General features: G+C 67.0%; 30 protein-coding genes. 9 read left to right on the top strand and 21 right to left on the bottom strand.

The window, feature by feature from the left end:
* Positions 1 to 39: 39 nt before the first annotated feature.
* Complete coding sequence (locus ACFWF1_RS35350) at positions 40 to 684, bottom strand: TetR/AcrR family transcriptional regulator (RefSeq protein WP_379289593.1); 645 nt, start codon at positions 682 to 684, stop codon at positions 40 to 42.
* Positions 685 to 1,023: 339 nt separating this feature from the next.
* Between ACFWF1_RS35350 and ACFWF1_RS35355 the strand changes: the two genes are divergently transcribed.
* The 3 genes from ACFWF1_RS35355 (at position 1,024) to ACFWF1_RS35365 (ending at position 2,855) form a co-directional block, all read left to right on the top strand.
* Positions 1,024 to 1,899, top strand: coding sequence for an oxidoreductase (locus ACFWF1_RS35355; RefSeq protein WP_379289592.1), 876 nt, complete (start codon positions 1,024 to 1,026; stop codon positions 1,897 to 1,899).
* Between the two features lie 126 nt (positions 1,900 to 2,025).
* On the top strand, positions 2,026 to 2,475 hold the full coding sequence (locus tag ACFWF1_RS35360; RefSeq protein WP_379289590.1) for a transcriptional regulator: 450 nt from the start codon (positions 2,026 to 2,028) through the stop codon (positions 2,473 to 2,475).
* A gap of 65 nt (positions 2,476 to 2,540) precedes the next feature.
* Positions 2,541 to 2,855, top strand: coding sequence for a DUF3817 domain-containing protein (locus tag ACFWF1_RS35365; protein WP_379289795.1), 315 nt, complete (start codon positions 2,541 to 2,543; stop codon positions 2,853 to 2,855).
* Here ACFWF1_RS35365 and rdgB read toward each other — a convergent pair whose 3' ends face one another.
* The 10 genes from rdgB to clpS all read right to left on the bottom strand — a co-directional run bounded on the left by rdgB (position 2,856) and on the right by clpS (position 9,883).
* Complete coding sequence (gene rdgB, locus ACFWF1_RS35370) at positions 2,856 to 3,467, bottom strand: RdgB/HAM1 family non-canonical purine NTP pyrophosphatase (RefSeq protein ID WP_379289588.1); 612 nt, start codon at positions 3,465 to 3,467, stop codon at positions 2,856 to 2,858.
* Positions 3,468 to 3,470: 3 nt separating this feature from the next.
* Positions 3,471 to 4,241 carry a ribonuclease PH gene (gene rph, locus ACFWF1_RS35375; protein ID WP_379289586.1) on the bottom strand — a complete coding sequence of 257 codons (771 nt, stop codon included), beginning with the start codon at positions 4,239 to 4,241 and terminating at the stop codon, positions 3,471 to 3,473.
* Positions 4,242 to 4,283: 42 nt separating this feature from the next.
* Positions 4,284 to 5,048 (bottom strand): cyclic nucleotide-degrading phosphodiesterase, encoded by a 765-nt coding sequence (locus tag ACFWF1_RS35380; RefSeq protein WP_379289585.1) that lies wholly within the window; start codon positions 5,046 to 5,048, stop codon positions 4,284 to 4,286.
* 69 nt (positions 5,049 to 5,117) lie between these two features.
* Positions 5,118 to 5,855, bottom strand: coding sequence for a rhomboid family intramembrane serine protease (locus ACFWF1_RS35385; RefSeq protein WP_379289584.1), 738 nt, complete (start codon positions 5,853 to 5,855; stop codon positions 5,118 to 5,120).
* 100 nt (positions 5,856 to 5,955) lie between these two features.
* Positions 5,956 to 6,918 carry a PLP-dependent cysteine synthase family protein gene (locus ACFWF1_RS35390; protein WP_379289582.1) on the bottom strand — a complete coding sequence of 321 codons (963 nt, stop codon included), beginning with the start codon at positions 6,916 to 6,918 and terminating at the stop codon, positions 5,956 to 5,958.
* 7 nt (positions 6,919 to 6,925) lie between these two features.
* Entirely contained in the window at positions 6,926 to 7,198 is a 273-nt protein-coding gene (locus tag ACFWF1_RS35395) for a MoaD/ThiS family protein (RefSeq protein WP_379289581.1), read from the bottom strand.
* Positions 7,199 to 7,231: 33 nt separating this feature from the next.
* Positions 7,232 to 7,654 (bottom strand): Mov34/MPN/PAD-1 family protein, encoded by a 423-nt coding sequence (locus ACFWF1_RS35400; protein ID WP_379289580.1) that lies wholly within the window; start codon positions 7,652 to 7,654, stop codon positions 7,232 to 7,234.
* 100 nt (positions 7,655 to 7,754) lie between these two features.
* Positions 7,755 to 8,819, bottom strand: coding sequence for a P1 family peptidase (locus tag ACFWF1_RS35405; RefSeq protein WP_379289579.1), 1,065 nt, complete (start codon positions 8,817 to 8,819; stop codon positions 7,755 to 7,757).
* Positions 8,820 to 8,940: 121 nt separating this feature from the next.
* Positions 8,941 to 9,510, bottom strand: coding sequence for a DUF2017 domain-containing protein (locus tag ACFWF1_RS35410; protein ID WP_379289577.1), 570 nt, complete (start codon positions 9,508 to 9,510; stop codon positions 8,941 to 8,943).
* A gap of 22 nt (positions 9,511 to 9,532) precedes the next feature.
* Complete coding sequence (clpS, locus tag ACFWF1_RS35415) at positions 9,533 to 9,883, bottom strand: ATP-dependent Clp protease adapter ClpS (protein ID WP_357390609.1); 351 nt, start codon at positions 9,881 to 9,883, stop codon at positions 9,533 to 9,535.
* Positions 9,884 to 10,104: 221 nt separating this feature from the next.
* Between clpS and ACFWF1_RS35420 the strand changes: the two genes are divergently transcribed.
* From ACFWF1_RS35420 to ACFWF1_RS35435, 4 genes are all read left to right on the top strand, one after another.
* Positions 10,105 to 11,388 (top strand): nicotinate phosphoribosyltransferase, encoded by a 1,284-nt coding sequence (locus tag ACFWF1_RS35420; protein WP_379289793.1) that lies wholly within the window; start codon positions 10,105 to 10,107, stop codon positions 11,386 to 11,388.
* A gap of 73 nt (positions 11,389 to 11,461) precedes the next feature.
* Complete coding sequence (locus ACFWF1_RS35425; RefSeq protein WP_379289575.1) at positions 11,462 to 12,028, top strand: isochorismatase family protein; 567 nt, start codon at positions 11,462 to 11,464, stop codon at positions 12,026 to 12,028.
* Positions 12,029 to 12,083: 55 nt separating this feature from the next.
* Complete coding sequence (locus ACFWF1_RS35430) at positions 12,084 to 14,126, top strand: ATP-dependent DNA helicase (protein ID WP_379289573.1); 2,043 nt, start codon at positions 12,084 to 12,086, stop codon at positions 14,124 to 14,126.
* Between the two features lie 177 nt (positions 14,127 to 14,303).
* Positions 14,304 to 14,999 carry a methyltransferase domain-containing protein gene (locus tag ACFWF1_RS35435; RefSeq protein ID WP_379289571.1) on the top strand — a complete coding sequence of 232 codons (696 nt, stop codon included), beginning with the start codon at positions 14,304 to 14,306 and terminating at the stop codon, positions 14,997 to 14,999.
* Here ACFWF1_RS35435 and ACFWF1_RS35440 read toward each other — a convergent pair whose 3' ends face one another.
* The 9 genes from ACFWF1_RS35440 to glgP all read right to left on the bottom strand — a co-directional run bounded on the left by ACFWF1_RS35440 (position 15,000) and on the right by glgP (position 24,453).
* Positions 15,000 to 15,767 (bottom strand): ESX secretion-associated protein EspG, encoded by a 768-nt coding sequence (locus tag ACFWF1_RS35440; RefSeq protein WP_379289569.1) that lies wholly within the window; start codon positions 15,765 to 15,767, stop codon positions 15,000 to 15,002. It lies immediately after the preceding gene.
* Positions 15,764 to 17,095 (bottom strand): hypothetical protein, encoded by a 1,332-nt coding sequence (locus tag ACFWF1_RS35445; RefSeq protein ID WP_379289567.1) that lies wholly within the window; start codon positions 17,093 to 17,095, stop codon positions 15,764 to 15,766. The genes ACFWF1_RS35440 and ACFWF1_RS35445 overlap by 4 nt, the downstream gene beginning before the upstream one ends.
* On the bottom strand, positions 17,095 to 17,505 hold the full coding sequence (locus tag ACFWF1_RS35450) for a hypothetical protein (RefSeq protein WP_379289565.1): 411 nt from the start codon (positions 17,503 to 17,505) through the stop codon (positions 17,095 to 17,097). The genes ACFWF1_RS35445 and ACFWF1_RS35450 overlap by 1 nt, the downstream gene beginning before the upstream one ends.
* A 14-nt stretch (positions 17,506 to 17,519) precedes the next feature.
* Positions 17,520 to 18,095, bottom strand: a complete 576-nt coding sequence (locus tag ACFWF1_RS35455) for a DUF3558 domain-containing protein (RefSeq protein WP_379289564.1) — start codon at positions 18,093 to 18,095, stop codon at positions 17,520 to 17,522.
* Between the two features lie 144 nt (positions 18,096 to 18,239).
* The gene (locus tag ACFWF1_RS35460; protein WP_379289562.1) at positions 18,240 to 18,806 is read right to left on the bottom strand and encodes a DUF3558 domain-containing protein; all 567 of its coding nucleotides are present in this window, start codon (positions 18,804 to 18,806) and stop codon (positions 18,240 to 18,242) included.
* Positions 18,807 to 18,920: 114 nt separating this feature from the next.
* Positions 18,921 to 19,316 carry a RidA family protein gene (locus tag ACFWF1_RS35465; protein ID WP_379289560.1) on the bottom strand — a complete coding sequence of 132 codons (396 nt, stop codon included), beginning with the start codon at positions 19,314 to 19,316 and terminating at the stop codon, positions 18,921 to 18,923.
* Between the two features lie 368 nt (positions 19,317 to 19,684).
* Positions 19,685 to 20,224: a DoxX family protein gene (locus ACFWF1_RS35470; RefSeq protein WP_379289558.1), complete on the bottom strand. Its 540-nt coding sequence runs from the start codon at positions 20,222 to 20,224 to the stop codon at positions 19,685 to 19,687.
* 147 nt (positions 20,225 to 20,371) lie between these two features.
* The gene (locus tag ACFWF1_RS35475; RefSeq protein WP_379289556.1) at positions 20,372 to 21,733 is read right to left on the bottom strand and encodes an NCS2 family permease; all 1,362 of its coding nucleotides are present in this window, start codon (positions 21,731 to 21,733) and stop codon (positions 20,372 to 20,374) included.
* 131 nt (positions 21,734 to 21,864) lie between these two features.
* Entirely contained in the window at positions 21,865 to 24,453 is a 2,589-nt protein-coding gene (glgP, locus tag ACFWF1_RS35480) for an alpha-glucan family phosphorylase (protein WP_379289554.1), read from the bottom strand.
* A gap of 139 nt (positions 24,454 to 24,592) precedes the next feature.
* Between glgP and ACFWF1_RS35485 the strand changes: the two genes are divergently transcribed.
* Both ACFWF1_RS35485 and ACFWF1_RS35490 read left to right on the top strand, forming a co-directional pair.
* Positions 24,593 to 24,790, top strand: a complete 198-nt coding sequence (locus ACFWF1_RS35485; protein WP_379289553.1) for a hypothetical protein — start codon at positions 24,593 to 24,595, stop codon at positions 24,788 to 24,790.
* Complete coding sequence (locus ACFWF1_RS35490; protein ID WP_379289551.1) at positions 24,784 to 25,110, top strand: type II toxin-antitoxin system PemK/MazF family toxin; 327 nt, start codon at positions 24,784 to 24,786, stop codon at positions 25,108 to 25,110. The genes ACFWF1_RS35485 and ACFWF1_RS35490 overlap by 7 nt, the downstream gene beginning before the upstream one ends.
* Before the next feature lie 46 nt (positions 25,111 to 25,156).
* On the opposite strand, the gene ACFWF1_RS35495 is transcribed toward ACFWF1_RS35490, so the two are convergent.
* On the bottom strand, positions 25,157 to 25,699 hold the full coding sequence (locus ACFWF1_RS35495) for a DUF4262 domain-containing protein (protein WP_379289549.1): 543 nt from the start codon (positions 25,697 to 25,699) through the stop codon (positions 25,157 to 25,159).
* Positions 25,700 to 25,710: the final 11 nt, after the last annotated feature.

Raw genomic sequence — 25,710 nt, forward strand, 5'->3', positions numbered from 1 at the left:
CGCCGTAGGACTTGCCGATCTCGCGCCGTCGCCGGCCGGCTACGCCGTGCGCTGATCGGGCACCTCCACCAGCGACAGCGCGATCGGCACCAGCAGTTCCACCAGCTCAGCGACCGAGGGGCGCGGCTCGGCCAGCACCCACTCGTGGGCGAGGCCGTTGATCGCGCCGATGAGAGCGCTTGCGCCCCAGCCACTTCCGCCGCGAATCCGGGCGCCGGGCGCCACTGCGGGCAGCACGCTGGTCTCCAGCATCGCGGCCCAGGCGTGCCGCCGTTCGCGGCGGTGCCGCTCCATCCGGTCGCTGACGCCGACCACCTCGATGAAGGCGACCTTGGCGCGATACGGGTCGGCGCCGATCGAGCCGAGGTAGGCCGACACCATCGCGGTCATCGCCGCGGTCAGGTCGAAGCGCGGGTCGAGCTCGGCCAGCGCCGTGGCCAGCACGGCGGCCGCGTCGTCCTGGATCCGGTCGTAGGCGGCGACCAGCACATCTTCCCTGGTCTGGAATTCCTCGTAGAACTGCCGCTTGGACAGCGACGCGGCGGCGCAGACGTCGGCCAGCGAGCAGTTCGCGTAGCCGCGTTCGGCGAAGATCCGGGTCGCCGCGTCCAGGAAGCGCAGGCGGCGTTCGGCCTTGCGTTCCGTGACGGCGCGTCCGCCGTACTGCCTGCCAACGATGGTCACGCCTCCCACCGTATCGGAGCGGCCGCCACGACCACGGTGACCAGGCACGTCTGCGCCAGCTGCGGACGATCCCGCGTGCGCCGGACGTGTGCGGCTCGAACCGGGCCGGTTCCAGCAACCAATTGGCAGCAGACGCTGAGTGAACTCTGGGCTGGCACGATGTGATCTGTAGCGACGGCCTGGCAGTCGGCGCGGCGCGCTGTTGTTATCTCATACGACTGTGCTCTCTGGCGGCTGTGCGCTCGACCGAGTGACGGCGATCACCTCCGTCTGAGACACTCGACAGCAGATCGCGGGGAAACCCTTCCCCAGGAACTTACTCCAGAGTAAGGTTGATTCATGGCGTGGAAACCTTCTGAAATCCCGGATCAGACCGGACGCACCTTCGTGATCACTGGCGCGAACGGCGGATTAGGCGCCGTGACGACCGAGGTCCTCGCGGCCCACGGCGCGACCGTCATCATGGCCTGCCGCAACGCGGCCAAGGCCAAGGCGGTCGCCGACGGCATCACCGGCGACGTCCGCGTCGCCGAGCTGGACCTGTCCGACCTGGCCTCGGTCCGCAAGTTCGCGGACGAGCAGGCCGAGTTCGACGTGCTGATCAACAACGCCGGGCTGATGAACGTCCCGTTCTCGCGGACCAAGGACGGCTTCGAGACCCAGTGGGGCGTCGACCATCTCGCGCACTACGCGCTGACCGGCCTGCTGCTCGACCGCATCCGCGACCGGGTGGTGACGCTGGCCAGCATCGCGCACAAGCAGACGCCGAAGCTGTGGATCGACGATCTCAACTACGAGAACCGTCGCTACCAGCGCAATCTCGCCTACGCGCAGGCCAAGCTGTCGAACCTGATGTTCGCGCGGGAACTGCAGCGCAGGCTCGCCGAATCCGGTTCGAGCAAGCGGTCTTACGCGGTGCACCCCGGTGTCTCGGCCACCGATCTGTTCGCCAGGACCGAGACGCCGATCGACCGGATCATCAAGCCGTTCATCGCGATCGTCGGCCATCCGCCGAAGAAGGCCGCGCACTCGTCGCTGTTCGCCGCGACCATGCCCGATGCCGATCCGGAGGTCTACTGGGGTCCGCGCCGGTTCTTCCAGACCCAGGGGCCGGTGGAGTCGTCGCCGTCGAGCCGGCTGTCCAAGAACAAGGAACTCTGGAAGCGGCTCTGGGAGGAATCCGAGCGGCTGACCGGGGTCACCTACAAGTTCTGAACCGAGCGACCCGCCCGCGCGCTGCGGGCGGGTCGTCGCGTGTCCGGCCGAGACCACGATCACGGCGGGATTCCGACCGCCGACCTGGTCCTACGGACCGTGTAGTAGACGGGTACCGTAGTAGCCGTGTCCGCTTCACCCCGCCGCTCGGCACACAATCGCCCGGCCCTCATCGCGCTGGTGATCGTCGCTGCGCTCGGCTGCCTCGGGCTGGCGTGGTGGCAGTGGGAGCGGTTCGAGTCGACCAGCGGCACCGGCCAGAATCTGGGCTACGCGCTGCAGTGGCCGCTGTTCGCGGCGTTCGCGGTGTTCGCCTATTTCCGGTTCGTCCGGCTCGAACGCGAGGCCGAGGAGGACGAACAGCCCGGCGAGAAGCCCCGGCGCGCTCCGAAAGCTGTTGCGCCGCGCGAGATTCCGGCAGGTCTGCTGCCGGAGCGGCCGAAGGCGGTGCGCGCGGAGGATCCCGCGCTCGCCGAATACAACAAGTATCTGGCCGCATTGCACGCCGAAGACATCGATCATCAGGTCCGCGAGGCGGGCCTGCATGCCCGCGACACCGAGAGGAGCGCCGGTTGACCGCCAGCGAGAAGTCCACCGAGAGCACTGCGGCACCGGCCACCGAGAGCGCCCCGGCCCGCGGGGTGAGCACCGCCAAGATCAAGTCCGCGCTGCTGCGCTACCGCACGCTGGCCTGGATCACCGGCCTCTGGCTGCTGCTGCTCACCGGCGAGATGATCGCCAAGTACGGCTTCGACGTGCACACCCCGAGCTGGATCGCGGTCGTGCACGGCTGGGTGTACTTCGTCTACCTGCTGGTCACCGCCGACCTCGCGGTGAAGGTGCGCTGGCCGGTGCTGCGCACCGTCGGCACACTGCTCGCAGGCACCATCCCGCTGCTGTCGTTCTTCGTCGAGCACGTCAACGCGAAAAAGGTCAAGCAGGACTTCGGCGTCTAGTCAGGCTTCAGCCAGCTCGGAGAGCGTGGGGAGCAGTTGGGTGAGTGCGCGGCCGCGGTGTGAGACCGCGTCCTTTTCGGCGGGGGTCAGCTGGGCGGCGGAGGTGTCGCCGCCCTCGGGGATGAACAGCGGGTCGTAGCCGAAACCGCCGTCGCCCAAGGGTTTCCGGCCGACGGTGCCCGGCCATTCGCCGCGCACCACGATTTCCGCGCCGTCGGGCACGACCAGCGCGCAGGTCGAGACGAACCGGGCGCCGCGCCGCTCGTCCGGCACGTCGCCGAGCTGGGCGAGCAGCAGCGCGTTGTTGGCCGCGTCGTCGCCGTGCCGGCCGGACCAGCGGGCCGAGAGCACGCCGGGCATCCCGTTGAGCGCGTCCACCTCGATACCGGAATCGTCTGCGACACAAGCTAATCCGGTGGCGACGGCACCATCGCGGGCCTTGGCGAGCGCGTTCTCCTCGAACGTCGCGCCGGTCTCCGGCGCCTCGTCGTAGGCGGGCACGTCGTTCAGCCCGACGATCTCGATCCCCGCGATGCCCGCCTCGGCGAGGATGCGCCGCAGTTCGTTCAGCTTCTTGGCATTGCGGCTGGCCACCAGCACCCGGCGCGCCATCGGCTACTTCCGCTTCGACTCGGACGGCTCCGGCAGCACGCCGGGATACGGCAGCGCCAGCGCCGCCTTCTGGATGGCGAAGATCTGCTCGCAGCCGACCAGCGCGGAGTCGAGCATCTTGTCCAGCGTGGAGCGCGGGAAGGTGGCGCCCTCGCCGGTGCCCTGGATCTCGACCAGGGTGCCGGTGTCGGTGGCGACCACGTTCATGTCGACCTCGGCGCGCGAATCCTCTTCATAGGGCAGGTCGAGGCGCACCCGGCCGTCGACGACGCCGACGCTCACCGCGGCGATCGCGCAGGAGATCGGCTGCGGGTCGGCCAGCACGCCCTTGGCGGCCAGGTAGGTGATCGCGTCGACGAGCGCGACATACGCACCGGTGATGGCCGCGGTCCTGGTGCCGCCGTCGGCCTGCAGCACGTCGCAGTCGATCGCGATGGTGTTCTCGCCGATGGCGGCCAGGTCGATGCAGGCCCGCAGCGAGCGGCCGATCAGACGGCTGATCTCCTGGGTGCGGCCGCCGACCTTGCCCTTCACCGACTCACGTCCGCTGCGGGTGTGCGTCGCCGCGGGCAGCATCGCGTATTCGGCGGTGACCCAACCCAGTCCGGAGTCGCGACGCCACGGCGGCACGCCCTCGGTCACGCTCGCGGTGCACATCACCCGCGTCTGACCGAACTCGACCAGCACCGAACCGGCTGGATGCGTGGTGAATCCACGGGTGATTTTTACCTCGCGGAGTTCGTCGTCCGCCCTGCCATCGGCTCGTCTAGACACGCGCACAGCCTAGGGGATGGCAGTGGGCGAACGGTCAGCCGGTCAGAGGTCGAAGGTCTCGCCCGGCGCGACGGCGTGCACGGGTCCGGCGAACTGCGCCTTGGCCTCGGCGATGACGTCCTCGCGCGAGGTCCACGGCGGGATGTGGGTGAGCAGCAGTTCCTTCACGCCCGCCCGGGTGGCGATCTGGCCCGCCTCGGTGCCCGAAAGATGAATGCCGGGTGGGCGATTCGCGGGATCGTGGGTCCAGGACGCCTCGGCCATCAGGATGTCGGCGCCCTTGGCGAGTTCATGAACCGAGTCGCACATCGCGGTGTCGCCGGTGTAGACGAAGGTGCGTCCGGCAGCCGTGACGATCCGCAGGCCGTAGGACTCCGGCGGGTGGAACATCCGGCGCGCCGACACGGTGTGGCCGGGCCCGAATTCGATCTCTTCGCCGACGGTCCACGGCCGGTGGTCGATCACGTCGGACCAGTCGTCGCATTCGCCGCCGATCTCCGCGGACGCGTTGCCGATGCGCAGCGCGCTGTCCGACGGGCCGCGCACGATAGCCCGGCCGACCGGCGGGGCCGGGTGGTAGCGCCGCCAGACCAGCAGGCCGGGCAGATCGAGGCAGTGATCGGCATGCAGGTGGGTGAGGAAGATGTCGACCTCGCCGGGATCGGCGTAGCGCTGCAGCGCGCCGAGCACGCCGGGCCCGAAATCGATCACCACGGGCGTCATATCCGGCCCGGTCAGCAGATAGCCCGACGCTGGGGAGTCCGGGCCGGACACGCTGCCCGAGCACCCGAGGACGGTGAGGCGCATTCCCCCATGCTGCCACGAAGAATTCTCAGTCAAGAAAGGATCCCCCACATTCCGTTCCGAGCCGCAGAATCACCGTGGCGACGCAATGATTCCAGCCTGATCCCCGCGACGATTTCGGCGTGCATCACCAGAGAGTACCCAGCCCCCGAGCAGTCCACCCACCGCCCCGAAAAGATGGCCCTGCCAAGAGATTCCAGGTTGGCCGGGTAATACACCCCACAACACAGACCCGTAGATGGCCAAAACGACCAGTCCGAGCACGATCTGTCCGATGTTGCGAGCGAACCAGCCGCGCGAGATCAGGAACGTCAACCAGCCGAACACCAGGACCGACGCGCCGAGGTGCGTGCTGCCCGAAGCTCCGGTCAGCCAGGTGCCGACACCGGCGACGATCCAGATGACCGCGGTGGCGGCCAGACCACGGCCGATCCCGGCGGCCAGCACGAGAAAGCCGAGGACCAGGACCGGCAGGGTGTTGCCGATCAGGTGGGGCCAGCCGTAGTGCAGAACCGGGGCGAACAGGATGCCGGGGAGCCCGTCGGCCTGGCGGGGGTGGATACCCGCGTTGTCGAGTTGGTTGTTATCGAGGGTGTCGACGCCTTCGATGCCGTACAGCAGCACCACGAAACCGGCGATCAATACGCCGGCCCGCAGCCACGTCTGTTTGACGGCGGTGAAGTTGTTCGACTTCGCCGGGACATTCGCCGTAGTTCGCGGCGCCGGAGCGCCCGGCTTCCCCAATTGGGCACGGATCGCCGCGATCCGATCGGGGTCGAATGACGAACCGATTCCCGAACCGCCGGTCATCGCAGCCTCCTCGTCGAGCAGGAGTAACGACGGTTCGCTGATTCGTGCGCGAGCCGTCATCCCACTATTCCGAGGGTACCGGGGTAGACAAGGGCGAGCGTCAGGCCCAGAGCTGGCCGTCGAGTCGTTCCTCGGCCTCTTCCAGGGTGCCGTCGTAGGCGCCGGTCGACAGGTACTTCCAGCCGCCGTCGGCGACCACGAACGCGATGTCGGCGCGCTTGCCCGCCTTCGCGACCTTGCGGGCGACACCGAGTGCTGCGTGCAGGATCGCGCCGGTCGAGATGCCCGCGAAGATGCCCTCTTCGGATACCAGCTCACGGGTGCGTTTGACCGCGTCGAACGGTCCGACCGAGAAACGGGTGGTGAGCACCGACTCGTCGTACAGCTCGGGAATGAAGCCCTCGTCGATATTGCGCAGCCCGTACACCAGCTCGCCGTAGCGCGGTTCGGCCGCCACGATCTCGATGCTCGGCACCTTCTCGCGCAGAAAACGGCCGGTGCCCATGAGGGTTCCGGTGGTGCCGAGGCCCGCGACGAAATGGGTGATCTCCGGCAGATCGGCCAGGATCTCCGGGCCGGTGGTTTCGTAATGCGCCAGCGCGTTGGCCGGGTTGCCGTACTGGTACAGCATTACCCAGTCCGGATTCTCGGCGGCGATCTGCTTGGCCAGCGCCACCGCCTGATTGGAGCCGCCCGCGGCCGGGGAATCGATGATCCGCGCGCCGAACATGGTCAGCAGCTGACGCCGCTCCACCGAGGTGTTCTCCGGCATCACGCAGACCAGCTGGTAGCCCTTGAGCTTGGCGGCCATCGCCAGCGAGATACCGGTGTTGCCGCTGGTGGGTTCCAGGATGGTGCAGCCCGGCGTCAGCAGGCCATCCGCCTCGGCCTGCTCGATCATCCGCAGCGCGGGCCGGTCCTTGATGGAACCGGTCGGGTTGCGATCCTCCAGTTTGGCCCACAGCCGCACATGGTTCTCGCCGTCCCACTGCGGGGACAGCGTGCGCAGGCCGACCAGCGGGGTGTTGCCGAGGGTCGCGATCAGCGATTCATAGCGCGCCACGGGTGGGTCAGCCGCCGGCGACGGCGGGCAGGATGGTCACGCTCGCGTCGGCGGGCACCTCGGCCTCGAGTCCGCCGGAGAAACGCACGTCCTCGTCGTCGACGTAGATGTTGACGTAGCGGTTCAGCTTGCCGTCCTTGAGCAGCCGCTCGGCGAGACCGGGGTGGTTCGCATCGAGGTCATCGATCAGCGCGCTGAGCGTGGCGCCCTGCGCCTGCACGCGCTTCTCCCCTCCGGTGAGGCCACGCATGATGGTCGGGATGGACACGGTTACCGGCATGAGAACTCCTCGGTTTCACGAACAAGCATCGGTTCAGGCGGTTTCGTACGCGTCGACGATCTGCACCGGCTCCTCGGTGACCTCGCCGTCGACGATCCGGTAGCTGCGCAGCTCGTGCTGCTCGGGGTCACGCGTGGAGATCAGCACATAGTGCGCGAACGGCTCGGACGCGTAGGACACATCGGTGCGGCTCGGGTACGCCTCGGTGGCGGTGTGCGAGTGGTAGATCACCACCGGTGTCTCGTCGGCGTCGTCCATCGCGCGCCAGACTTTGAGCTGTTCGCCGGAATCGAAGCGATAAAAGGTGGGCGAGCGTTCGGCGTTGACCATGGCCACGAAACGCTCTGGGCGATCGGAATCCTCGGGTCCGGCGATGACACCGCAGGCCTCGTCGGGGTGATCGGCGCGCGCGTGCGCCACCATTGCCTCCACGAGGTCGGCCCTGATCACCAGCACGAGTCAAACCTTTCCGCAATGCCGACCTATTGCTGTCGACAACGAGCCAGAATATTCGGCTATTCCCGGAACACTTCGGCTGGTCCCGGATTCTCCGCATTCAGCGGGGAAATAGCGCGTTGTACGCAGGGACTTCCCCGACAGATACGGCGGAAAGGATCGCGTCGACGATCGCGCGTTCCACGCAGAGCGCCGCGGCGGTGCCGAGCAGATCGACCATCAGGATGTCCGGCGGGAATGCCGGCGGCAGCTCGAAGCTCGCGGCAGGCGGCTGCCAGGTGCCGGTCGACAGCGCGAAGAACGCGTCACCGTCGAACGGTCCGTGCGCGGGCCGGATCGCGCGGGCGAGTCCGTCGTGGGCGGTCATCGCCAGCCGCTGACAGCCGATCGGGTCCAGCGGCGCGTCCGTGGCCACCACACCGATGGTCGTGTTGAGCCGCATGCTTTTCGCAGGCAAGGCGTTCGCGCGCGCCAACTGTTCGGCGGTCGGGGACGGCAACCCGAAGTACTCCGGTCCATCGGTGCCGACGCCCCACGGCAGCCCGGTGCGCGGATCGAAGACCGAGCCCGCCGCGTTCGCCACAACCAGCGCGGACACCGTGGCCCCGGCCGCTAGCCCGTCGCCGAGCACCACGCTCGCGGTGCCGACACCGCCCTTGATCGAACCGGCGCGCGCGCCGACGCCGCCGCCGACCACGCCGCGCGCGAAATCGAGCGACGCGGCGGCCGCGGCCCGATAGCCGAATTCGGCGGTGGGCCGAATGTCCCACGCGCCCAACGGAAGGTCGTAGATCACCGCGCCCGGCACGATCGGCACCACCCGGCTCGGGTTGGTCGGGTCCATCGGGATGCCCTCGCTGCGCTCCTCGAGCCAGCGCATGACACCGTCGGCCGCCGCGAGGCCGTAGGCGCTGCCGCCCGTGAGCACGATCGCGTTGGCCTGACGCATGGTGCGGGCCAGATCGAGCACGTCGGTTTCCCTGGTGCCCGGCCCGCCACCGCGCACATCGACCGCGGCGGTCGCGCCGCCCGGCGCGTAGACGACGGTGGTCCCGGTCGCCGCGCCGGAACCGAGCGTCGCGTCCGGGTCGAGCGCGCTGTGATGCCCGACCAACAGGCCGGATACATCGGTGAGCGAATTACGTTGCCCGGCTTGCACCTGCACAGTTGCTCCTGACGCTCGGTCGCGGCGATATTCGATCTACGCGCGTACAGGTTCTGTTCTACCTGTCTTGACCGGCAAGCGCGGTCTCGCGTGCGCGCCGACACTCCAGCGAACGCAGCGCTCAGGGAGCCAGCGCCTGTAGCAACGAGTCCTGCATCCAGGTGAGCCAGTGGTACACGTCGAGGTGCGGTGCGCGCGGGTCGTCCGAGCTGAGGTGGTCGGGTGTGTCGGAGTCGATGCCGAGCACCGTGCCGAGGGCCAGTCGCACGTCGGTGAGCGCGGTCAGCCAGGCGTCGGCCTGTTCGGGAGTGAGCACGATCTTGCCGCCGGAGGTGGGCACGGTGCTCAGGATGACGCTGCCCGCGGCCAGCTTGGCGTCGATGATCTCCGGCTCGTGCAGCCCGCGCAGCGCGCTGTTCAGGTCGGCGCGGTCGGCGTCGGGGGAACCGGGTTCGCTGCGGTGGAAGTCCGGCAGCAGCCTGCGCAGTCGCGGATCGTCGGGGGCGACGGTGTTGCCGGTGCGCAGCCCGGTCAGCGCGGCCAGTTCGTCTTCGGGCGCGGTATCGGCTCGTTCGGTGAGTAACCCGGAGACCGCACCGACCAGCGAGCGCAGCACGTTGGCCTCACGTGCGTCCATCTCGGATCGCAGTTTGAGGCCGCTCAGCGAGTTCTTCCTGCTCCACTTCCGCACGGCGTCAGGGTAGTCGTCTTGGTCAGTCGTCCCGCTGCATGGTCGCCCAGAGTCCCGCGGCGTGTAGTCGCTGGACGTCATGTTCCATCTTGTCCCGCGAACCCGACGACACCACGGCCTTGCCCTCGTTGTGCACGCAGAGCATCAGCTCGGTCGCCTTGGCTTTGCTGTAGCCGAACAGCTTCTGGAAGATGTAGGCGACGTAGTGCATGAGGTTGACCGGGTCGTCCCAGACCACAGTGACCCACGGGCGATCTTCTGCCTCCAAGATCTCGGTGTATTCGACCGCCTCGGGGGTCGCCTGTGCCGCTGACAGTGTCGCGTCCACGGCGTCCACCACGACGCCACCTCGGACTGTGTTGCACAAGGCCATAACGTCAAGGGTACGACTCGACTCCGAATGAGCAACACCCCGCCGAGCCCCGATTCGAGCATTTCCCGACTCGCTGAACGGGCGGCCCCTATGATGCTGCGCCCCGGGCATTCCGCGCTCCGCAAGCGCCATAAGCGACCGGTCTGTCTACAGTTGGCACCGTGGACAACCGCGACGGCGTCACCAGCACCGCACTGCTGACGGACCAGTACGAACTGACCATGCTGGCCGCCGCGCTGGCCGACGAATCCGCGCACCGCCGCTGCACCTTCGAGGTGTTCGCCCGCCGCCTGCCGCACGGGCGGCGCTACGGCGTGGTCGCGGGCACCGGCCGACTGCTCGACGCGCTGGAGCGCTTCCAATTCGGCGCGGCCGAGCTGGCCGTGATCGAGCCGTTCCTGCCCGCCGAGACGGTGGCCTGGCTGCGCGACTACCGCTTCACCGGCGACATCGACGGCTACGCCGAGGGCGAGCTGTATTTCCCCGGCTCCCCCATTCTTTCGGTGCGCGGCAGCTTCGCCGAATGCGTCGTGCTGGAGACGCTGGCGCTGTCGATCCTCAACCACGACAGCGCGATCGCCTCGGCCGCCGCGCGGATGGTGAGCGCGTCGGGCGGGCGGCGGATGATCGAGATGGGGTCGCGCCGCACCCACGAACTCGCCGCGCCAGACAGTTCGCGCGCCGCCTACCTGGCAGGCTTCGACGCCACCTCCAATCTGGAGGCGGTGCGTCGCTACGGAGTGCCGGGCGCGGGCACCAGCGCGCACGCGTTCACGCTGCTGCACGCGGGGACAGCCGACGGGGTGGGTGGGCACAGCGGGACTGACGGCGAGCACGAGGCGGAGGCGTTCCGCAGTCAGGTCGCGGCGCTCGGCATCGGCACCACGCTGCTGGTGGACACCTACGACATCACCCAGGGCGTCGCGACCGCGATCGCGGTGGCGGGTCCGGAATTGGGTGGCGTGCGAATCGATTCCGGCGATCTCGGCGTGCTGGCCAGGCAGGTGCGTGATCAGTTGGACGGGCTCGGTGCGACCAAGACGCGCATCGTGGTGTCCGGCGATCTCGACGAATACGCCATCGCCGCGTTGCGGGCGGAACCGGTCGATGTGTACGGCGTCGGCACCTCGCTGGTGACCGGGTCCGGCGCCCCGACCGCGGGCATGGTCTACAAGCTGGTCGAGGTCGACGGAGTGCCGGTCGCCAAGCGCAGCAGTCACAAGGAGTCGCGCGGGGGGACCAAGAAGGCGATCCGGCTGTCCAGGGGCACCGGGACGATCGTCGAGGAGATCGTGTATCCGGCGACCGGGCCCGTGCCCGAGGTGAACGGGTTCGAGGCGCGGGAACTACTCGTCCCGCTGGTGCGTGGCGGCAAGGTCGTCGACGACCTGCCGACGCTGTCGGACAGCCGGGACCATGTGGCGCACGGGCTGATCAGCCTGCCGTGGGAGGGCCTGAAACTGTCCGCCGGTGAGCCCGCGGTGCCGACCACGTTCGTGAGTTGAGCCCGCTGGGACGGCGGTCGGGCCGAGCGGCACAATGCATTACGGGTACTCAGTTCAACTGCGGGAGGTCAGCATGACCCGGGCCCTGATCATCGTCGATGTCCAGAACGATTTCTGCGAGGGCGGGTCGCTCGCCGTCACCGGCGGTGCCGCGGTCGCGACCCGGATCAGCGAGCACCTCGCGGCCGCGGACTACGCCGCGATCGTCGCGACCCGCGACTATCACATCGATCCCGGCGATCACTTCTCCACGCATCCCGATTACGTCGACTCCTGGCCGCCGCACTGCCGCGTCGGCACCCCGGGCGCGGACTTCCATCCGAACCTGGACACCGCACCCGTTCAGGAGATCTTCTCCAAGGGCGCGTATTCCGCCGCCTACTCCGGTTTCGAGGGCACCGCGGCGGACGGCACCACGCTGGCCGACTGGCTGCACAACCACGGCATCGAGGCGGTCGACGTCGTCGGCATCGCCACCGACCACTGCGTCCGCGCCACCGCGTTGGACGCGAGGATCGAGGGCTTCGACACCCGTGTTCTGCTCGACCTGACCGCCGGGGTCGCCCGCGACACCACCGACTCCGCACTGGACCATATGCGCGCCGCGGGCGTCGACCTCGAAGGAAGCGTTTCCGGGTAGACCGATCCGCACAACGCCCGCGTCCGGTGTCGGTATCGGGCAGTAGGCTGCTCGCGTGCCCGAACTCCCCGCCGTCCCCGACCTTTTGGCCACTGCCGTGCAGGCGCTCGGCGGGAAGGAACGCGTCGGGCAGGTGACGATGGCGACCGCGGTCGATCACGCGATCGACACCAAGGAGCACCTGGCCGTGCAGGCCGGGACGGGCACCGGCAAGTCGCTCGCCTACCTGGTGCCCAGCCTGCGGCACGCGGTGCGGACCGGGCGCACCGTGGTGGTGTCGACCGCGACCATCGCGCTGCAGCGCCAGCTGGTCGATCGCGATCTGCCGCGGCTGTCCGAGGCGCTGAGCAAGCCGCTCGGGCGCGCGGCCAAGTTCGCGATCCTCAAGGGCCGCAACAACTATCTGTGCTTGAACAAGATCAACAGCGTGATTCCGGAAGAGCCGGAGGCGGAGCTGTTCGACGCGTTCGCCATCTCCCGGCTCGGCCGCGAGGTGCAGCGGCTCAACGAATGGGTCTCCGACACCGAGACCGGCGACCGGGACGAGATCGTGCCCGGCGTCACCGACCGCGCCTGGAAACAGGTGAGCGTGTCCTCGCGCGAATGCCTCGGCAAGTCGCGCTGCCCGTTCGGTCAGGACTGCTTCGCCGAGAAGGCCAGGGCCGAATCCGCGCAGGCCGACGTGGTGGTGACCAACCACGCGCTGCTGGCCATCGACGCGATCAGCGGCATCCAGGTGCTGCCCGAGCACGACGTGGTCGTCATCGACGAGGCCCACGAACTGGTCGACCGGGTCACCGGCGTGGCCACCGCCGACCTGGCCTCGTCCGCGATCAGCGCGGCCGCGCGCCGCTGCGCCAAGCTCATCGACGACAAAGAGGTGGATCGCCTCGAAAGCGCCGCCGAGGCCTGGCACGACGTGCTGGACGAGCTGCCCGCCGCCCGCTGGGAACGGCTGCCCGACGGCGTCGCCCCGGTGCTCGCGCTGGTGCGCGACGCCGCGTGGAACGCGCGCACCGCGCTCGCGCCGCAGGGCGGCACCACCCAGCAGGGTGACGTCGAGACCGCCGCCGCGCGCACCCAGGCGCTGGCCGCGATCGACGAGATCCACGACAGTGCGGTGCGTGCGCTCACCGCGTTCGACGAACCGGATCCGGCGAAACGCCACGACGTCATCTGGCTGTCCGCCGAGGAGATGCGCGGCGTCGCCCGGCGCTCGCTGCGGATGGCGCCGCTGTCGGTCGGCGGGCTGTTGCGCAGCAGGCTGTTCGGCACCGCGACCGTGGTGCTCACCTCGGCGACGCTGCAGATCGGCGGCTCGTTCGACGGACTCGCGATCACCTGGGGACTGCCCGCGCAATCGTCGAACCAGGCCGATCCCGGCATGGCCAACGGCGCCGAGGCGCCCAGCGATGCCGACAAGGTGCGCTGGAGTTCGCTCGACGTCGGCTCGCCGTTCGACCACGCCAAGTCCGGCATCCTCTACGTCGCCAAGCACCTGCCCGCGCCCGGCCGCGACGGTCTCGCCCCCGCCTACCTGGACGAGATCGAAAAGCTCATCACGGCCGCGGGCGGGCGCACGCTCGGGCTGTTCTCCTCGATGCGCGCGGCCAAGGCGGCGACCGAGGCGTTGCGCGAGCGGCTGGACACGCCGGTGCTGTGCCAGGGCGACGATTCGACCGGCGCGCTGGTCCGCAAGTTCGCCGACGATCCGGAGACCTCGCTGTTCGGCACGCTGTCGCTGTGGCAGGGCGTCGACGTGCCCGGCCCGTCGCTCAGCCTGGTGATCCTGGATCGGATTCCGTTCCCGCGCCCCGACGATCCGCTGCTCACCGCCCGGCAGCGTGCGGTCGAGTCGCGCGGCGGCAACGGGTTCATGGCGATCGCGGCCAACCACGCGGCACTGCTGCTCGCCCAGGGCACCGGCCGGTTGCTGCGCAGCGTCGACGACCGCGGTGTCGTCGCGATTCTCGACTCCCGGCTGGCCACCGCCCGCTACGGCGGCTACCTGCGTGCGTCGCTGCCCCCGTACTGGGAGACGTCCAACCCGGAGGTCGTGGTGAAAGCGCTCAAACGACTCACCGAAAACGCAGTGTGAAACAGACCACATTAAGGCGCGTATGCTTCCGAACAGAAGTAAATTGAGGGTGGTACTTCGGTGAACCCCAATTCCCTCACCGAATGTATCGGCGGTCCCCGCGCCAAGCCCTGCACGCGGCGCGGGGACACCACAAATTCTCCCGCGTGTCCGCTCCGCGCATGAGACCGTTTCCAGATGAAGCACCCTTCCGACAGTGACGTCCTAGGCGAATTTCTGGTCAGCGCAAGATCATTGGCCGAGTATCGCGCAATATTCACCCTTACCGACGCCGATCTGCACGGCCGAATTCTCGATTGCCCCGGCGGCGCAGCGAGTTTCACGGCCGAGGCGAATGCACTCGGCGCCGATGTCACCGCCACCGATCCGATCTACGCCCGCCCACCCGATGAGCTGCGCAGTCTCGCATCCGCCGAGACCGATCGCGGAAGCGACTGGGCCACCGCACATTCGGAAAGATACCGGTGGGACTGGTACGGCGGCCCGCGTCAGCTGCGCGCGATGCGCCACGCCGCCGCCCGCCGATTCGGCGCCGACCTGAGCGCGCATCCCGAACGCTACATCGCCGCCGCACTGCCGTCGCTCCCCTTCCCCGACGACAGCTTCGACCTGGCCCTCAGCTCCCACCTGCTGTTCACCTACGCCGACCGGCTGACCCCCGACTTCCACCTCGAGGCCCTGCTGGAGCTGGCCCGGGTCTGCGCGGGCGAGATCCGCGCCTATCCCCTGGTCGACCACCTCGGTATTCATCAGGACGAACTTGTCGCATATCTCCGAAAGGAACTCGAAGACAAAGGAATTCGTACCGGTCTCCGCGAGATCAGCTACGAATTCCATCACGGGGCGAATACCGTGCTTGTGTTACGCCCCTGATCACCAGCTGTGGGCCACCGCGCGGTAGGTGGTTTCGATCAGCGTGTGCAGCTGACGCTGGATCTCTTCGACCGGGCCCGGAGTCAGGGTGAACTCGTCGTTGCCCTGGTTGTGCAGCAGGTAGCGGCCGTCGGCGGGCAGGTAATCCATCCAGTGGAAGCCGCGGCCGTCGGTGGTCGGCCTGCTGTCGATCGCGCCGCCGGCGAAGACGCCGACCTCGCCGAGCCCGGAGCGCGGGCGGCGGACGATGCGGTTGAGTTGCTCGGTGTGCGAAAGACGCGTCGGATGCTGGGCGTATTCGACCCGGTTCACGTCCGAGCGGCGGCCACTGATCGTCGGATATTTGCCGCCGCCGCATTTCGGCAATTGCGCGGCGATCTGCGCGGACAAAGCCTGCGGCGGGCAGCGGCTGAGCAGGATATCGCGGCCGTATTCCTGTGTCGGACCGGGCAATTGGACCGCCATGGTCGCGGCCCGGCCGGTCATTCCGGCATGCACGCGCACCACCTGATCGAAATCGCGTCCGAAGAAGCCGTGCACCTCGACCCGAACCTGCGGTTCCAGCAACACATTCAACGCATTGAACAAGTCGGGCGACGCGAAACTCGACAGCTGCTTCGCGGCATTCGCGCGCAAACGCTGATAATCCTCGTAGGCTTCGACGCCTTCGATGGTGTAGCGCAACGGGTAAGGCAGACGATCACGGCCGAGCGCCTCCAGCGCCAACTCGAACATCAAACCGTCCAGGCGCCAGCGGGATTCGTTCATCCGCCGATGACCCCGCCCGGTGGCAGCGCGGGCGGCTGCGTACCCAGCAACTCCGAACCATGGTCGTAGATGAGATAGTCCGGAATCTTGTGCTCGCTATCCTCATCACCCTTGCCGCGTCCGGCGCCCGCACCCATGCCGGGGGCGCCTGCGGTACCGGGCTTGCCGGATCCGGCGGCGCGGGCAGCGGTTGTTGCCGCTGGGGCGGAGGGGGTTCCCGACTTGCCGGGGATGCTCTTTCCGGGCGAAGGGGTGGAACTCGGCGTGCCCGGGGTGCGCGAAGGTGACCCGGGGAACGTCGTGGACGGAGTGTTCGAAGGAGTAGACGGCGTCGATGGAGTCTTCGATTTCGTCGGATCGTCAATCGTGGGGGTGCTCGCCGGCGTGGTCGAAGCCGGTGTCGTGTTGGTCGACTTCTTGTCCGTCGAGTCAGTCGGATTCGTGCTCGCAGGCTGCGTCGACGGGTCGACGGTGCTGTCCTGCTTCTTCGAGTCATCCGTGGACTTCTGGTCCGTGGGGTTGTGCGAGCCCGTGGGATTGTTGCTGTTCGGACCACCCGGCTGACCCGTACCCGGGGTGTATCCCGGAACGCCCGGATTGTTCTTGTCCACCGAGCTAGTGGGTTCGGGGAGTATCGGCGTGATCTTGTCGACGTCAGTGACGCCGGGGCGGTAGTACTCCGTCATCACGTACCTCGCCTCACTCTCCGCCTCCTGCGCACGATGAGTGGGGCCCTTCAGAACGTTCTGCAACGGCAACGCATCAAGGAACTTGTCGCCAAGGGTGTAGCTATCCGGCTTGCCGACACTGGATTTCGCTTGCGCCAGGTGTCCCTGGGTCAGGTCCAGACCGTGCCCGACCATCTGGAAAGTGGCGGCGAGCTTGGAGAACGACGTCGAGAATTCGCGGGTCGCATCGATGGCACTCTTTCCGGATTTACCGTTCCAGTGCTCTGTAATGTCTTGCTCTACGCCTCTTTTGAACTCATCAACCGCGTTCCGCGCGTCAGACGACAGACCCCGCCAGCCGTCAGCCTTGGCGTTGATCTCGCCCTCTTGCACACCTTCGAGAGCGTCGTAAATTGCCTGGTGCGACATGGTCTCGAAGGGGTCTTGCACCTTGATCGCCGGCGCATCGAAAGTGCCGCTCCCATACTCCGACAACAAGTTCAACCACTCGTTGTTGACATAGGTACGGTCTTGATCCCACTTCGCCTTCTCGTCCAAAGCACGCTGCTGGTCGTCATGCTTGTTCTTGTCGGCTTCCCGCGAGGACCCGGTAATGCTCCCGGCGCCGATCGCGACCATCCAGTCATTGAACGACGCCATCACGCATCACCCATGCCTAGTCCGGCGAGCTTGTCGGCCGCGGACTGATCGGATTCGGTCAGCTTCCCGATCGCCAACTTGTAGGTGTCCCTCATTAAAGTGACCACCTCCATACTCTGCTGAAGCCGTGTAACCGCCGAGTCGCTGCTGCCGTTAGCCTTACTGGCGAACTTGGCCTGGAGCGCCGTCGCCGAGCCCAGGGTTCCGAAGCCACTCGTGTGCTCGAGATCTCCAGCCTTGTCCGCCATCCTTCTGAGCTTTAGCCGCATTTGCTCAGCATGGCCCGCGAGCAATTGCCCAATTTCCTCATCGAGCCGAAGCTCACCACCTTCAGCCTGCGTCTTCAATGCCTGCCAACGGGTCACCATGGCCTGCATTTGGGCGTTATCGCCTGCCCCGGTCTCCGACATCGCTCTCCTCCTAGCTACTTCGGCAGATACGGTTCGAGCTGCTTCGCGTGCGCGACAGCAAGTTCGCAGCGGTCGCGTGTGACAGGCTCCCCGTATCCCCACCCGACTGTCACTTCGATCATGCCGTCAGGGGAAGGCATGCTGACATAGCACCGCAGCTGTTGGGCGTCCGACTTGTCCTGGTAAATCAGCCCAGCGCGAGGGCCGATCTTCACATCACGGAACCCGGTGAGCTTCTCGTTCTTTCGGGAGTCATCCTGGGTGAAGTACGTCGAAGACACCGTTACGTAGTACGGCCCGTCGGTCGCATCCCACTTGCAGATTCGCCATGCCGTCGGCCCGCTAGCTGGATCGGTGACAACGTTTTTGGAGGCAGGATCTACTTGCGTCGCTCGCAGCGCCTCGTCGGACAGATCCTTACACGGGTTGAAGTTGACCGTCCGCTCGCCGTTGGTGGGACTGCCATTCGCCCCTTGCGTCGTCGGGTTCCCGTCCTTCGTCGGCGAGCATCCCGCGACCAGCCCGGCGACCGCCATCCCGGCCAGCACCGTCGGCACTACGAGCTTCGGCGCCACGATCGCGGTTCGCATATCTCTCCTGACTTCGGCCCGGACACCCCGACACAGGATAAGACGCACGTGATCTCCCCCTGGTTCCACTCCAAAATAGAGCAATCCAACTGGATCGTTCCAGTCCGGGCGACGATTTACCGCGCGGCGACCCACCGTCAGCAGCTATTTCGGCAGGTAGGGCTCCAGCTCCCGGGCATGCCGGACGGCAAGATCGCATGGGGGTGACTGCGGAAGCGAGGCACGGCTGCTGTACCTCCACCCGACAGTCACTTCGAACGTGCCCTCCGCCCAGGGCAGATTCGTATAGCAACGCAGTTTGTCCTGGTCGGATTTATCCGCGTAAACGAGCCCGGACCGCTGGCCGACTCGCACATCACGCAGGCCGGTCAGACGGTCGTTCTTGCGAGCGTCGTCTTGTGTATAGATCAAAGACGAGACGCTGACGAAGTACGGGCCTTCGGTTGAAGTCCACTGGCAGATCCGGGCGCTGACCGGACCCGACGGCGCATCCGTGGTGACGCTCTTCGAGGCAGGGTTCACCTTGGTCGCCCGCATTGCCTGGTCCGACAGTTCAGTACACGGGTTGAATTGAACCGTCTTCTCGTCACTGCCCGAGCTGACTCTCTGCCGCTGCGGGATCCCGTCCACTGTCGACGAACATCCCGCGATCAGCCCTGCAAACGCAATCCCGGCCGCCACCATCTGCACAGCAAGTCCCGTCGATGCCATCACGGCACCCCGCATATCTCCTGCCCTTCAGTCGACACCCCGGCACGGACAAGAATCACGAGACTCCCCCGGGTTCCGCTCCAATCTAGATCTAGCCAGTTGGATCGTTCCAGATCACCCCCGCACCGCCACTGCATCCACCTCGAACAACATCCCCGGCAACGCAAGCGAGGCAACACCATTCAACGTCTGCACCGGCGGACGTTCACCCCAGATCTCCCCGATCTTCGTACCGATCACCGCGAGCTTGTCGAGGTCGTGGTCGACGATAAAAGTGCGCAGCTGCGCGACATCCGCGTAATCCAAACCTACTGAGCGCAAAGCGATCCCGAGATTTGCGAAGGCATTGTTCACCTGAACCGCGAAATCCGTACTGGTCGTCTGCCCCTCCGCATCCGAGTCGTACTGCCCCGCGATGAGCACCAGCTCACCGCTGACCCGCGCCACATGGCTGTATCCAAACCCCGTGGGGTCGTGCAGTTCCGCAGGATTGCTGATCTCGATGCCCATCATCGTCTCCTCAGTTCGTCGACTCTTCCGCTCAACAAGGAGACGACGACGCAGCATCCCTGACTGTGACGTGACGGCAAGCTACGGCGTCACTGACATACAGCTGCCAGATGAGCGGCGCACGCTCATCGGCGACGTACGATTGCCAACGAGGACCATGTCAGGGCTTGTATCATATTACTCCCCAACGATATTCGAATATCTTCTGGCAACGATCCGGCGATATTGATGCACGCTGTTCGTCGGTTCGTATCCATCCGAGAAGGCCTGCTGGGCTGCCACCGCCGATGAGATCTGGTGACAGCAAAGCGGGCCTTCCCCGATCAGAGAAGGCCCGCGCCGCCGATCACTTCACCGGCTGGACGTAATTACAACGCCCATTTCAGGATCAGCGTGAGGATCGCCGCGACAACCGCGAGGACGACTGCGCCGACACCCCAGACGAAGCCGTGCCGCTGCCACGGGCGGCCGTGATCGAGCGAGAATTTGCCGGGGCCGGTAAAAGCGAAACCTGCACCGACCACAGCGAAGAGCAATGGCAGCTCATAGGTGTCCTTGCCGAACAGGCCGAGACTCCACATCGAGTTGACCGCGTTGATCATGGTGCCCAGCACGATGGCACTCGCCAGCGGCGTGACCAGGCCGAGCGCGAGGAGGAGACCGCCACCGAGCTCACACAGGCCGGCCAGAGTGCCGAAGAATTTGCCGGGGTTGTAGCCCATGGCGTCGAAGCCCGCGGCGTTGGCCTCCCAGCCGGGCCCCGAGAACCAGCCGAAGAGCTTCTGGGTGCCATGGGCGACGAGTAATGCGCCGAAGACGACGCGGATGATCAAGAGTCCGATGTCGGCGGATACGCCGTCGAGTTCAGTGTTGGTGGTGGCGCGATCGAGCACAGATTTCGTAGTCATGTGATCCTCGTCCCTGCAAGTCAGATTCCGAACAGCTGGTCAATGGCCTCGGCGATGAAGCGGACTGCGGTCCGATTCTCGCACAAAGCGCCCTAACTCTCCAAGACCCGGTCTAATTCTGATCTACGTTCGCACCCCCTGCAGGGTTCATTCCGCCAGGAAAAAGAAGTATCCGAGGAATATCACCAGCAGGGCCCACATTGCGGGATGCACGTCCTTGATCCGGCCTTTCGCGACCATCACGATCGGATAGAACAGCATTCCCATGGCCAGACCGTTCGCGATCGAGTACGTCAGCGGCATCATCACGATGGTGATGAACGCGGGCACCGAATATTCGAGCCGATTCCAGTCGATCTCGCCGAGCGACCGCGACATCAACACGCCGACCACGATCAAAGCGGGCGCGGTCACCTCGCCGGAACCCGCGATGACGGCGAAGATCGGGTAGCAGAACATGGCGACCAGGAACCAGCCCGCGGTGGTGACGGCGGTCAGCCCGGTGCGCCCGCCCGCGGACACGCCCGCGGTGGATTCGACGTAGGCGGTGGTGGTGGAGGTGCCGATGACCGCACCCGCCATGGTGCCGACGGAATCGGCGGCCAGCGCGCTCGCGGCGCGCGGCAGTTTGCCGTCCTTGTCGAGCAGGCCGGCCTGGTTGGCGACGCCGATCAGGGTGCCGGAGGCGTCGAAGAAGTCGACGAAGAGCATGGTCAGGATGACGACGGCCATCTGCCCGGTGAACGCGTCGGGCAGGTGGATGACGGCCTGACCGAAGGTGTGCTCGAGTCCCTTCGGCGCGGCGACGACACCGTTGGGCAGATCGACGAGCCCGCTGACGATGCCGACAGCCGCGGTGAGCACGATGCCGTACAGCACCGCTCCGTGCCAGCCGATGACGAGGAAGACCACGGTGACCACGAGCCCGAACAGCGCGAGCAGCGTGGTGCCCTTGGTGAAATCGCCCAGCGTGACCAGGGTGGCGTCGCTGTTCACCACGATGCCCGCGTTCTTCAGCCCCAGGAACGCCACGAACAACCCGATGCCCGCGCCGACGGCGAGCTTCATCTGCATCGGAATCGCGTTGAGGATCCGCTCGCGCACCTTGGTGACCGCGAGCAGGAAGAAGATGATCCCGGACAGCAAGGTCCCGGACAGCGCGACCTGCCACGGGATGCCCATGCCGAGCACCACCGAGTAGGCGAAGAACGCGTTGAGCCCCATGCCGGGCGCGAGCGCGATCGGATACTTGGCCCACAGCCCCATCACCAGCGTGCCGAACACCGCGGCGACGGCGGTCGCGGTGAATACCGCCTGCATGGGAATGCCCTTGGCGCCCAACGCACCTTCGTCGCCGAGCACCGACGGGTTCACGGCGAGGACGTAGGACATGGCGAGGAACGTCACCGTGCCCGCCATCAGTTCGCGTTTCATGGTCGAACCAGTCGCGCTGATGCCGAAGAACGCGTCGATGCGACCTCGGGGCTCGGTCGGTACGGCGGTGGCCATGGGCGGTCTCCAGTCAGGGAGTGGTACGGGCGTGCCCAGGCACGTTAGCCGACGATTCACTGAATCGGAGAATTCGACCGGCGCACGGCCGCGCCGACCGTCCTCGACCGGAAACGGCTGGTGCGGCCGTTTCAGGCGTTGGGTGCGGCGACCAATCCGAGCTCCGCGTCACCGGCGAGCAACTCACTGTGCGGCAGCACCCGCACCGTGTACCCGACGGCGCCGGACAGCGGGACCGGCGTGTCGACGGTGAAAAGCTCGACGCCGGAATCGGATCCGGTGTGTGTCATCGCGACGGTGGTGACGTCGGAGAGGTCGTCGGCGGTCGACACCCGGCCGAGCACCGCCTGCACGACGACATCGGCGACCCGCAAACCACCGAGGTCGATGCGCGCGGTCAGCGACAGGCCGGCCCCGATGATCGGCGTGTCCGGCAGGCCCGCGCTGTCCACCTGGATCACCTTCACCGACGGCCAGGCCGCTTCGACCCGGCGTCGATAGTCGGCGATGGTGCGGGCGACGGCGAACTCGTCGGCGGTCGCCCGCTGGTAGGCGTTGGCGGCGGGCGCGTAGTACTCGACGGCGTAGTCGCGGACCATCCGCGAGGCGAGCACCTTCGGGCCGAGCGTCTGCAGGGTGTGGCGCACCATCTCGACCCAGCGCACCGGCATGCCCGCGGCGTCGCGGTCGTAGAAGCGGGGCGCGACGGTGCGCTCGAACAGGTCGTAGAGCGCGTTGGCCTCGAGGTCGTCGCGGCGGTGTTCGTCGGTGACGCCGTCGGCGGTCGGGATGGCCCAGCCGTTCTCGCCGTCGAACATCTCGTCCCACCAGCCGTCCCGGATGGACAGGTTGAGGCCGCCGTTGAGCGCGGACTTCATGCCAGAGGTGCCGCACGCCTCGAGCGGGCGCAGTGGATTGTTCAGCCAGACGTCGCAGCCCCAGTACAGGTAGCGGGCCATCGACATGTCGTAGTCGGGCAGGAAGACGATGCGGTGGCGCACGTCGGGATCGTCGGCGAAGCGGACCACCTGCTGGATGAGCGCCTTGCCGCCGTCGTCGGCGGGGTGGCTCTTGCCCGCGACCACCAGCTGCATCGGCCGGTCGGGGTCGAGCAGCCTGGCGCGCAGCCGTTCCGGGTCGCGCAGCATCAGGGTGAGCCGCTTGTAGGTCGGCACGCGGCGGGCGAAGCCGACGGTCAGCACGTCCGGGTCGAAAACGCTGTCCACCCAGCCCAATTCGGCTTCCGCCGCGCCACGGTCCAGCCAGGACGCGCGCACCCGGCGGCGCACCTCGGCAACCAGGATGGCGCGCAACGCATTCCGCGTCGACCACAGTTCGCCGAGATCGACGTCGCGCAGTCGCTCCCAGCCGCGCGCCTCTTCGACGAGTTCGGCACCGATGTGCTTGCGCGCCTTGTCGAACCATTCGCGGGCGGCCCAGGTCGGCGCGTGCACACCGTTGGTGACCGAGCCGATCGGCACCTCGGCGGCGTCGAAGCCGGGCCACAGCGGGGCGAACATCTCGCGGCTGACCTCGCCGTGCAGTTTCGATACGCCGTTGGCGCGCTGGGCGAGCCGCAGGCCCATGTGTGCCATGTTGAAAACGGACGGATCGGCTTCGCGACCCAGCGCGAGGATCCGGTCGACGGAAAGTCCTGGGAGCATGGCGGATTCGGATTCGCCGTGCGCGCCACCGAAGTAGCGGCGCACCATCGGCATCGGGAACCGGTCGATACCGGCGGGGACCGGGGTGTGCGTGGTGAACACCGTGCCGGCCCGCACCGCCGCCAGCGCCGTGTCGAAATCCTGCCCGGTGGAGACGAACTCGCGGATGCGCTCGACGCCGAGGAAACCGGCGTGGCCTTCGTTCATGTGGAACACATCGGGGTCGGGCAGCCCGGTCGCGGTGGTGTAGGCGCGCACCGCGCGCACGCCGCCGATACCGGCCAGGATCTCCTGCCGGATCCGGTGCTCCTGATCGCCGCCGTAGAGCCGGTCGGTGACCGCGCGCAACTCCGGATCGTTCTCCGCGATATCGGAATCCAGCAGCAGCAGCGGCACCCGCCCGACCTGCGCGATCCACACTCGCGCCCGCAGCACCCGCTGATCCGGCATCGCCACGTGAACGAGCACCGGCGCCGGCTCCGAGTCACCGTTGACCGAGGTGAGCAGCCGCAACGGCAGACCCTGCGGATCCAGGTCCGGGTAATGCTCGGTCTGCCAGCCGTCCGCCGACAGCGTCTGCCTGAAATAGCCGGAGCGATACAGCAATCCGACACCGATCAACGGCAGCCCCAGATCGGAGGCGGCCTTCAGATGATCGCCCGCCAGAATCCCGAGCCCACCCGAATAGTTGGGCAGCACCTCGGTAACGCCGAACTCCATGGAGAAGTAGGCGATCCCGCGCACCCCCTCCTCCCCCGCGCGCCGCTCGAACCAACTCGGCGCCGCCAGGTACTCCCGCAGATCCGCCGCCGCGGCATCCACCCGCCGCACATACTCCGGATCCGCCGCCAGCTCATCCACCCGCGCGGCAGGCACCTCCCCGAGCATCCGCACCGGGTCGTGCCCCATCTCCAACCACCGCTGCGGATCCATCTCCGCGAACAAATCCTGGGTAGCCGGATGCCACGACCATCGCAGATTCGTAGCGAGCTCGCCGAGCGCGGCCAGCCGCTCAGGCAGATGGGCACGGACGGTGAATCGACGCAATGCCTTCACCCGCCGAACCCTACCGAACGTCGCGACAACGGGCCGCCCAGGCGGCACGACTCACAACCGCCGCTGTCGGCATACATGGCACAGCAGCCGCCCAACAAAGGGCAAGACAGTCGTCTTACCCGCGTCCTACGCTTGTCGCATGGCGACGATTACATTCCGCCCGACCACCAAAGACCAGCAGATCATCGATAGCGTCCGTCGCGAGGGCGAGAGCACCACCGACGTCATCCGCCGTGCTCTGCGACTACTCGATCGCGAGGAATGGCTGGCACAAGCCCGAGCCGACGCATGGGCGCTGCGGGATGAGGATCTGAACGCGGAACCCGACGCATGGTGACGGTGCTCCGTGGGGCTGTCTACCGTGTTGATCTAGGCGACGCCGAGCGTGCACATGAGCAGCGCGGGCGGCGGCTCGGAGTCATCGTGTCGCGCACGGATCTGATCTCGCCGATGGTGACGGTTGTCCCCATGTCGACCTCTGCGCGACCGACCGTATTCCGGCCGGTGATCGAAATAGACGGACAGGAAACCACTCTGCTTGTCGATCAACTGCGGTCCATCGACCTGGACTACATCAGCGAGTACGTGACAGTGCTGAACCCCACCGACCTGGCCGCAGTCGACGATACGCTCAGCCGATACCTCGGAATTGTCTGATCAACAACACAATTCGGCCCGACTTCAGGCCGCCGGTCCACATCCGTCAGAGGTCGGCGGTCCAGATGCCTGCCGGATGCTCGTCCGGCTTCAGCCAAAGTTGGGGTTGTCGATCTCGGACTCCTTCGTAAACCTGTTCTTCCCAGTGGAAGTGGTGGTCCGCGTCGGGCCATGCCACTTGGAGGACGGGGAACGGGGTCTTTCGGTAGAAGCCGATGGCTCGGCCGAAGTAGGCGCGGTACCACTCCGGGTCGACAGAGCGGAGAGCTACCGGACGGCCCTCGATGACATCGTCGTCCCGCTGACCGTCTGCCAGCACGGCACCTGCGGCGGCTTTGGCTCCTAACGTGTTCAGCATGCTGTGCATCACGTGCACGTCGAGGCCGAACATGGCGAGTTCAGGAGCGTGGTAGGTGTGCGCCAGCCCGATTGTGTACGCGAATTCGACGTCGTCATCGATGACCATGACGACGTGCCAGCCGTGCCGTTGCACATTGTCGATGATCTTCAGGTCCGCCCCGTCCGCTTCGCCGCGGTCGCCGTAGTCGTGGTCGAGGACGCAGCGGCATTCGAAAGACTCATCAAGCACGGAGCCGACTC

Origin of the sequence: Nocardia sp. NPDC060255, assembly GCF_042727395.1 — a bacterium.
Taxonomy (GTDB): domain Bacteria; phylum Actinomycetota; class Actinomycetes; order Mycobacteriales; family Mycobacteriaceae; genus Nocardia.

Coding starts and splice junctions, on each gene's coding strand:
- ACFWF1_RS35355 (WP_379289592.1), top strand. CDS start 1,024: ATGGCGTGGAAACCTTCTGAAATCCCGGATCAGACCGGACGCACCTTC.
- rdgB (WP_379289588.1), bottom strand. CDS start 3,467: ATGGCGCGCCGGGTGCTGGTGGCCAGCCGCAATGCCAAGAAGCTGAAC.
- ACFWF1_RS35380 (WP_379289585.1), bottom strand. CDS start 5,048: ATGCGCCTCACCGTCCTCGGGTGCTCGGGCAGCGTGTCCGGCCCGGAC.
- ACFWF1_RS35385 (WP_379289584.1), bottom strand. CDS start 5,855: ATGACCGGCGGTTCGGGAATCGGTTCGTCATTCGACCCCGATCGGATC.
- ACFWF1_RS35395 (WP_379289581.1), bottom strand. CDS start 7,198: ATGCCGGTAACCGTGTCCATCCCGACCATCATGCGTGGCCTCACCGGA.
- clpS (WP_357390609.1), bottom strand. CDS start 9,883: ATGGCCTTGTGCAACACAGTCCGAGGTGGCGTCGTGGTGGACGCCGTG.
- ACFWF1_RS35420 (WP_379289793.1), top strand. CDS start 10,105: ATGCTGGCCGCCGCGCTGGCCGACGAATCCGCGCACCGCCGCTGCACC.
- ACFWF1_RS35425 (WP_379289575.1), top strand. CDS start 11,462: ATGACCCGGGCCCTGATCATCGTCGATGTCCAGAACGATTTCTGCGAG.
- ACFWF1_RS35435 (WP_379289571.1), top strand. CDS start 14,304: ATGAAGCACCCTTCCGACAGTGACGTCCTAGGCGAATTTCTGGTCAGC.
- ACFWF1_RS35440 (WP_379289569.1), bottom strand. CDS start 15,767: ATGAACGAATCCCGCTGGCGCCTGGACGGTTTGATGTTCGAGTTGGCG.
- ACFWF1_RS35445 (WP_379289567.1), bottom strand. CDS start 17,095: ATGGCGTCGTTCAATGACTGGATGGTCGCGATCGGCGCCGGGAGCATT.
- ACFWF1_RS35450 (WP_379289565.1), bottom strand. CDS start 17,505: ATGTCGGAGACCGGGGCAGGCGATAACGCCCAAATGCAGGCCATGGTG.
- ACFWF1_RS35455 (WP_379289564.1), bottom strand. CDS start 18,095: ATGCGAACCGCGATCGTGGCGCCGAAGCTCGTAGTGCCGACGGTGCTG.
- ACFWF1_RS35460 (WP_379289562.1), bottom strand. CDS start 18,806: ATGGCATCGACGGGACTTGCTGTGCAGATGGTGGCGGCCGGGATTGCG.
- ACFWF1_RS35465 (WP_379289560.1), bottom strand. CDS start 19,316: ATGGGCATCGAGATCAGCAATCCTGCGGAACTGCACGACCCCACGGGG.
- ACFWF1_RS35470 (WP_379289558.1), bottom strand. CDS start 20,224: ATGACTACGAAATCTGTGCTCGATCGCGCCACCACCAACACTGAACTC.
- ACFWF1_RS35475 (WP_379289556.1), bottom strand. CDS start 21,733: ATGGCCACCGCCGTACCGACCGAGCCCCGAGGTCGCATCGACGCGTTC.
- ACFWF1_RS35485 (WP_379289553.1), top strand. CDS start 24,593: ATGGCGACGATTACATTCCGCCCGACCACCAAAGACCAGCAGATCATC.
- ACFWF1_RS35490 (WP_379289551.1), top strand. CDS start 24,784: ATGGTGACGGTGCTCCGTGGGGCTGTCTACCGTGTTGATCTAGGCGAC.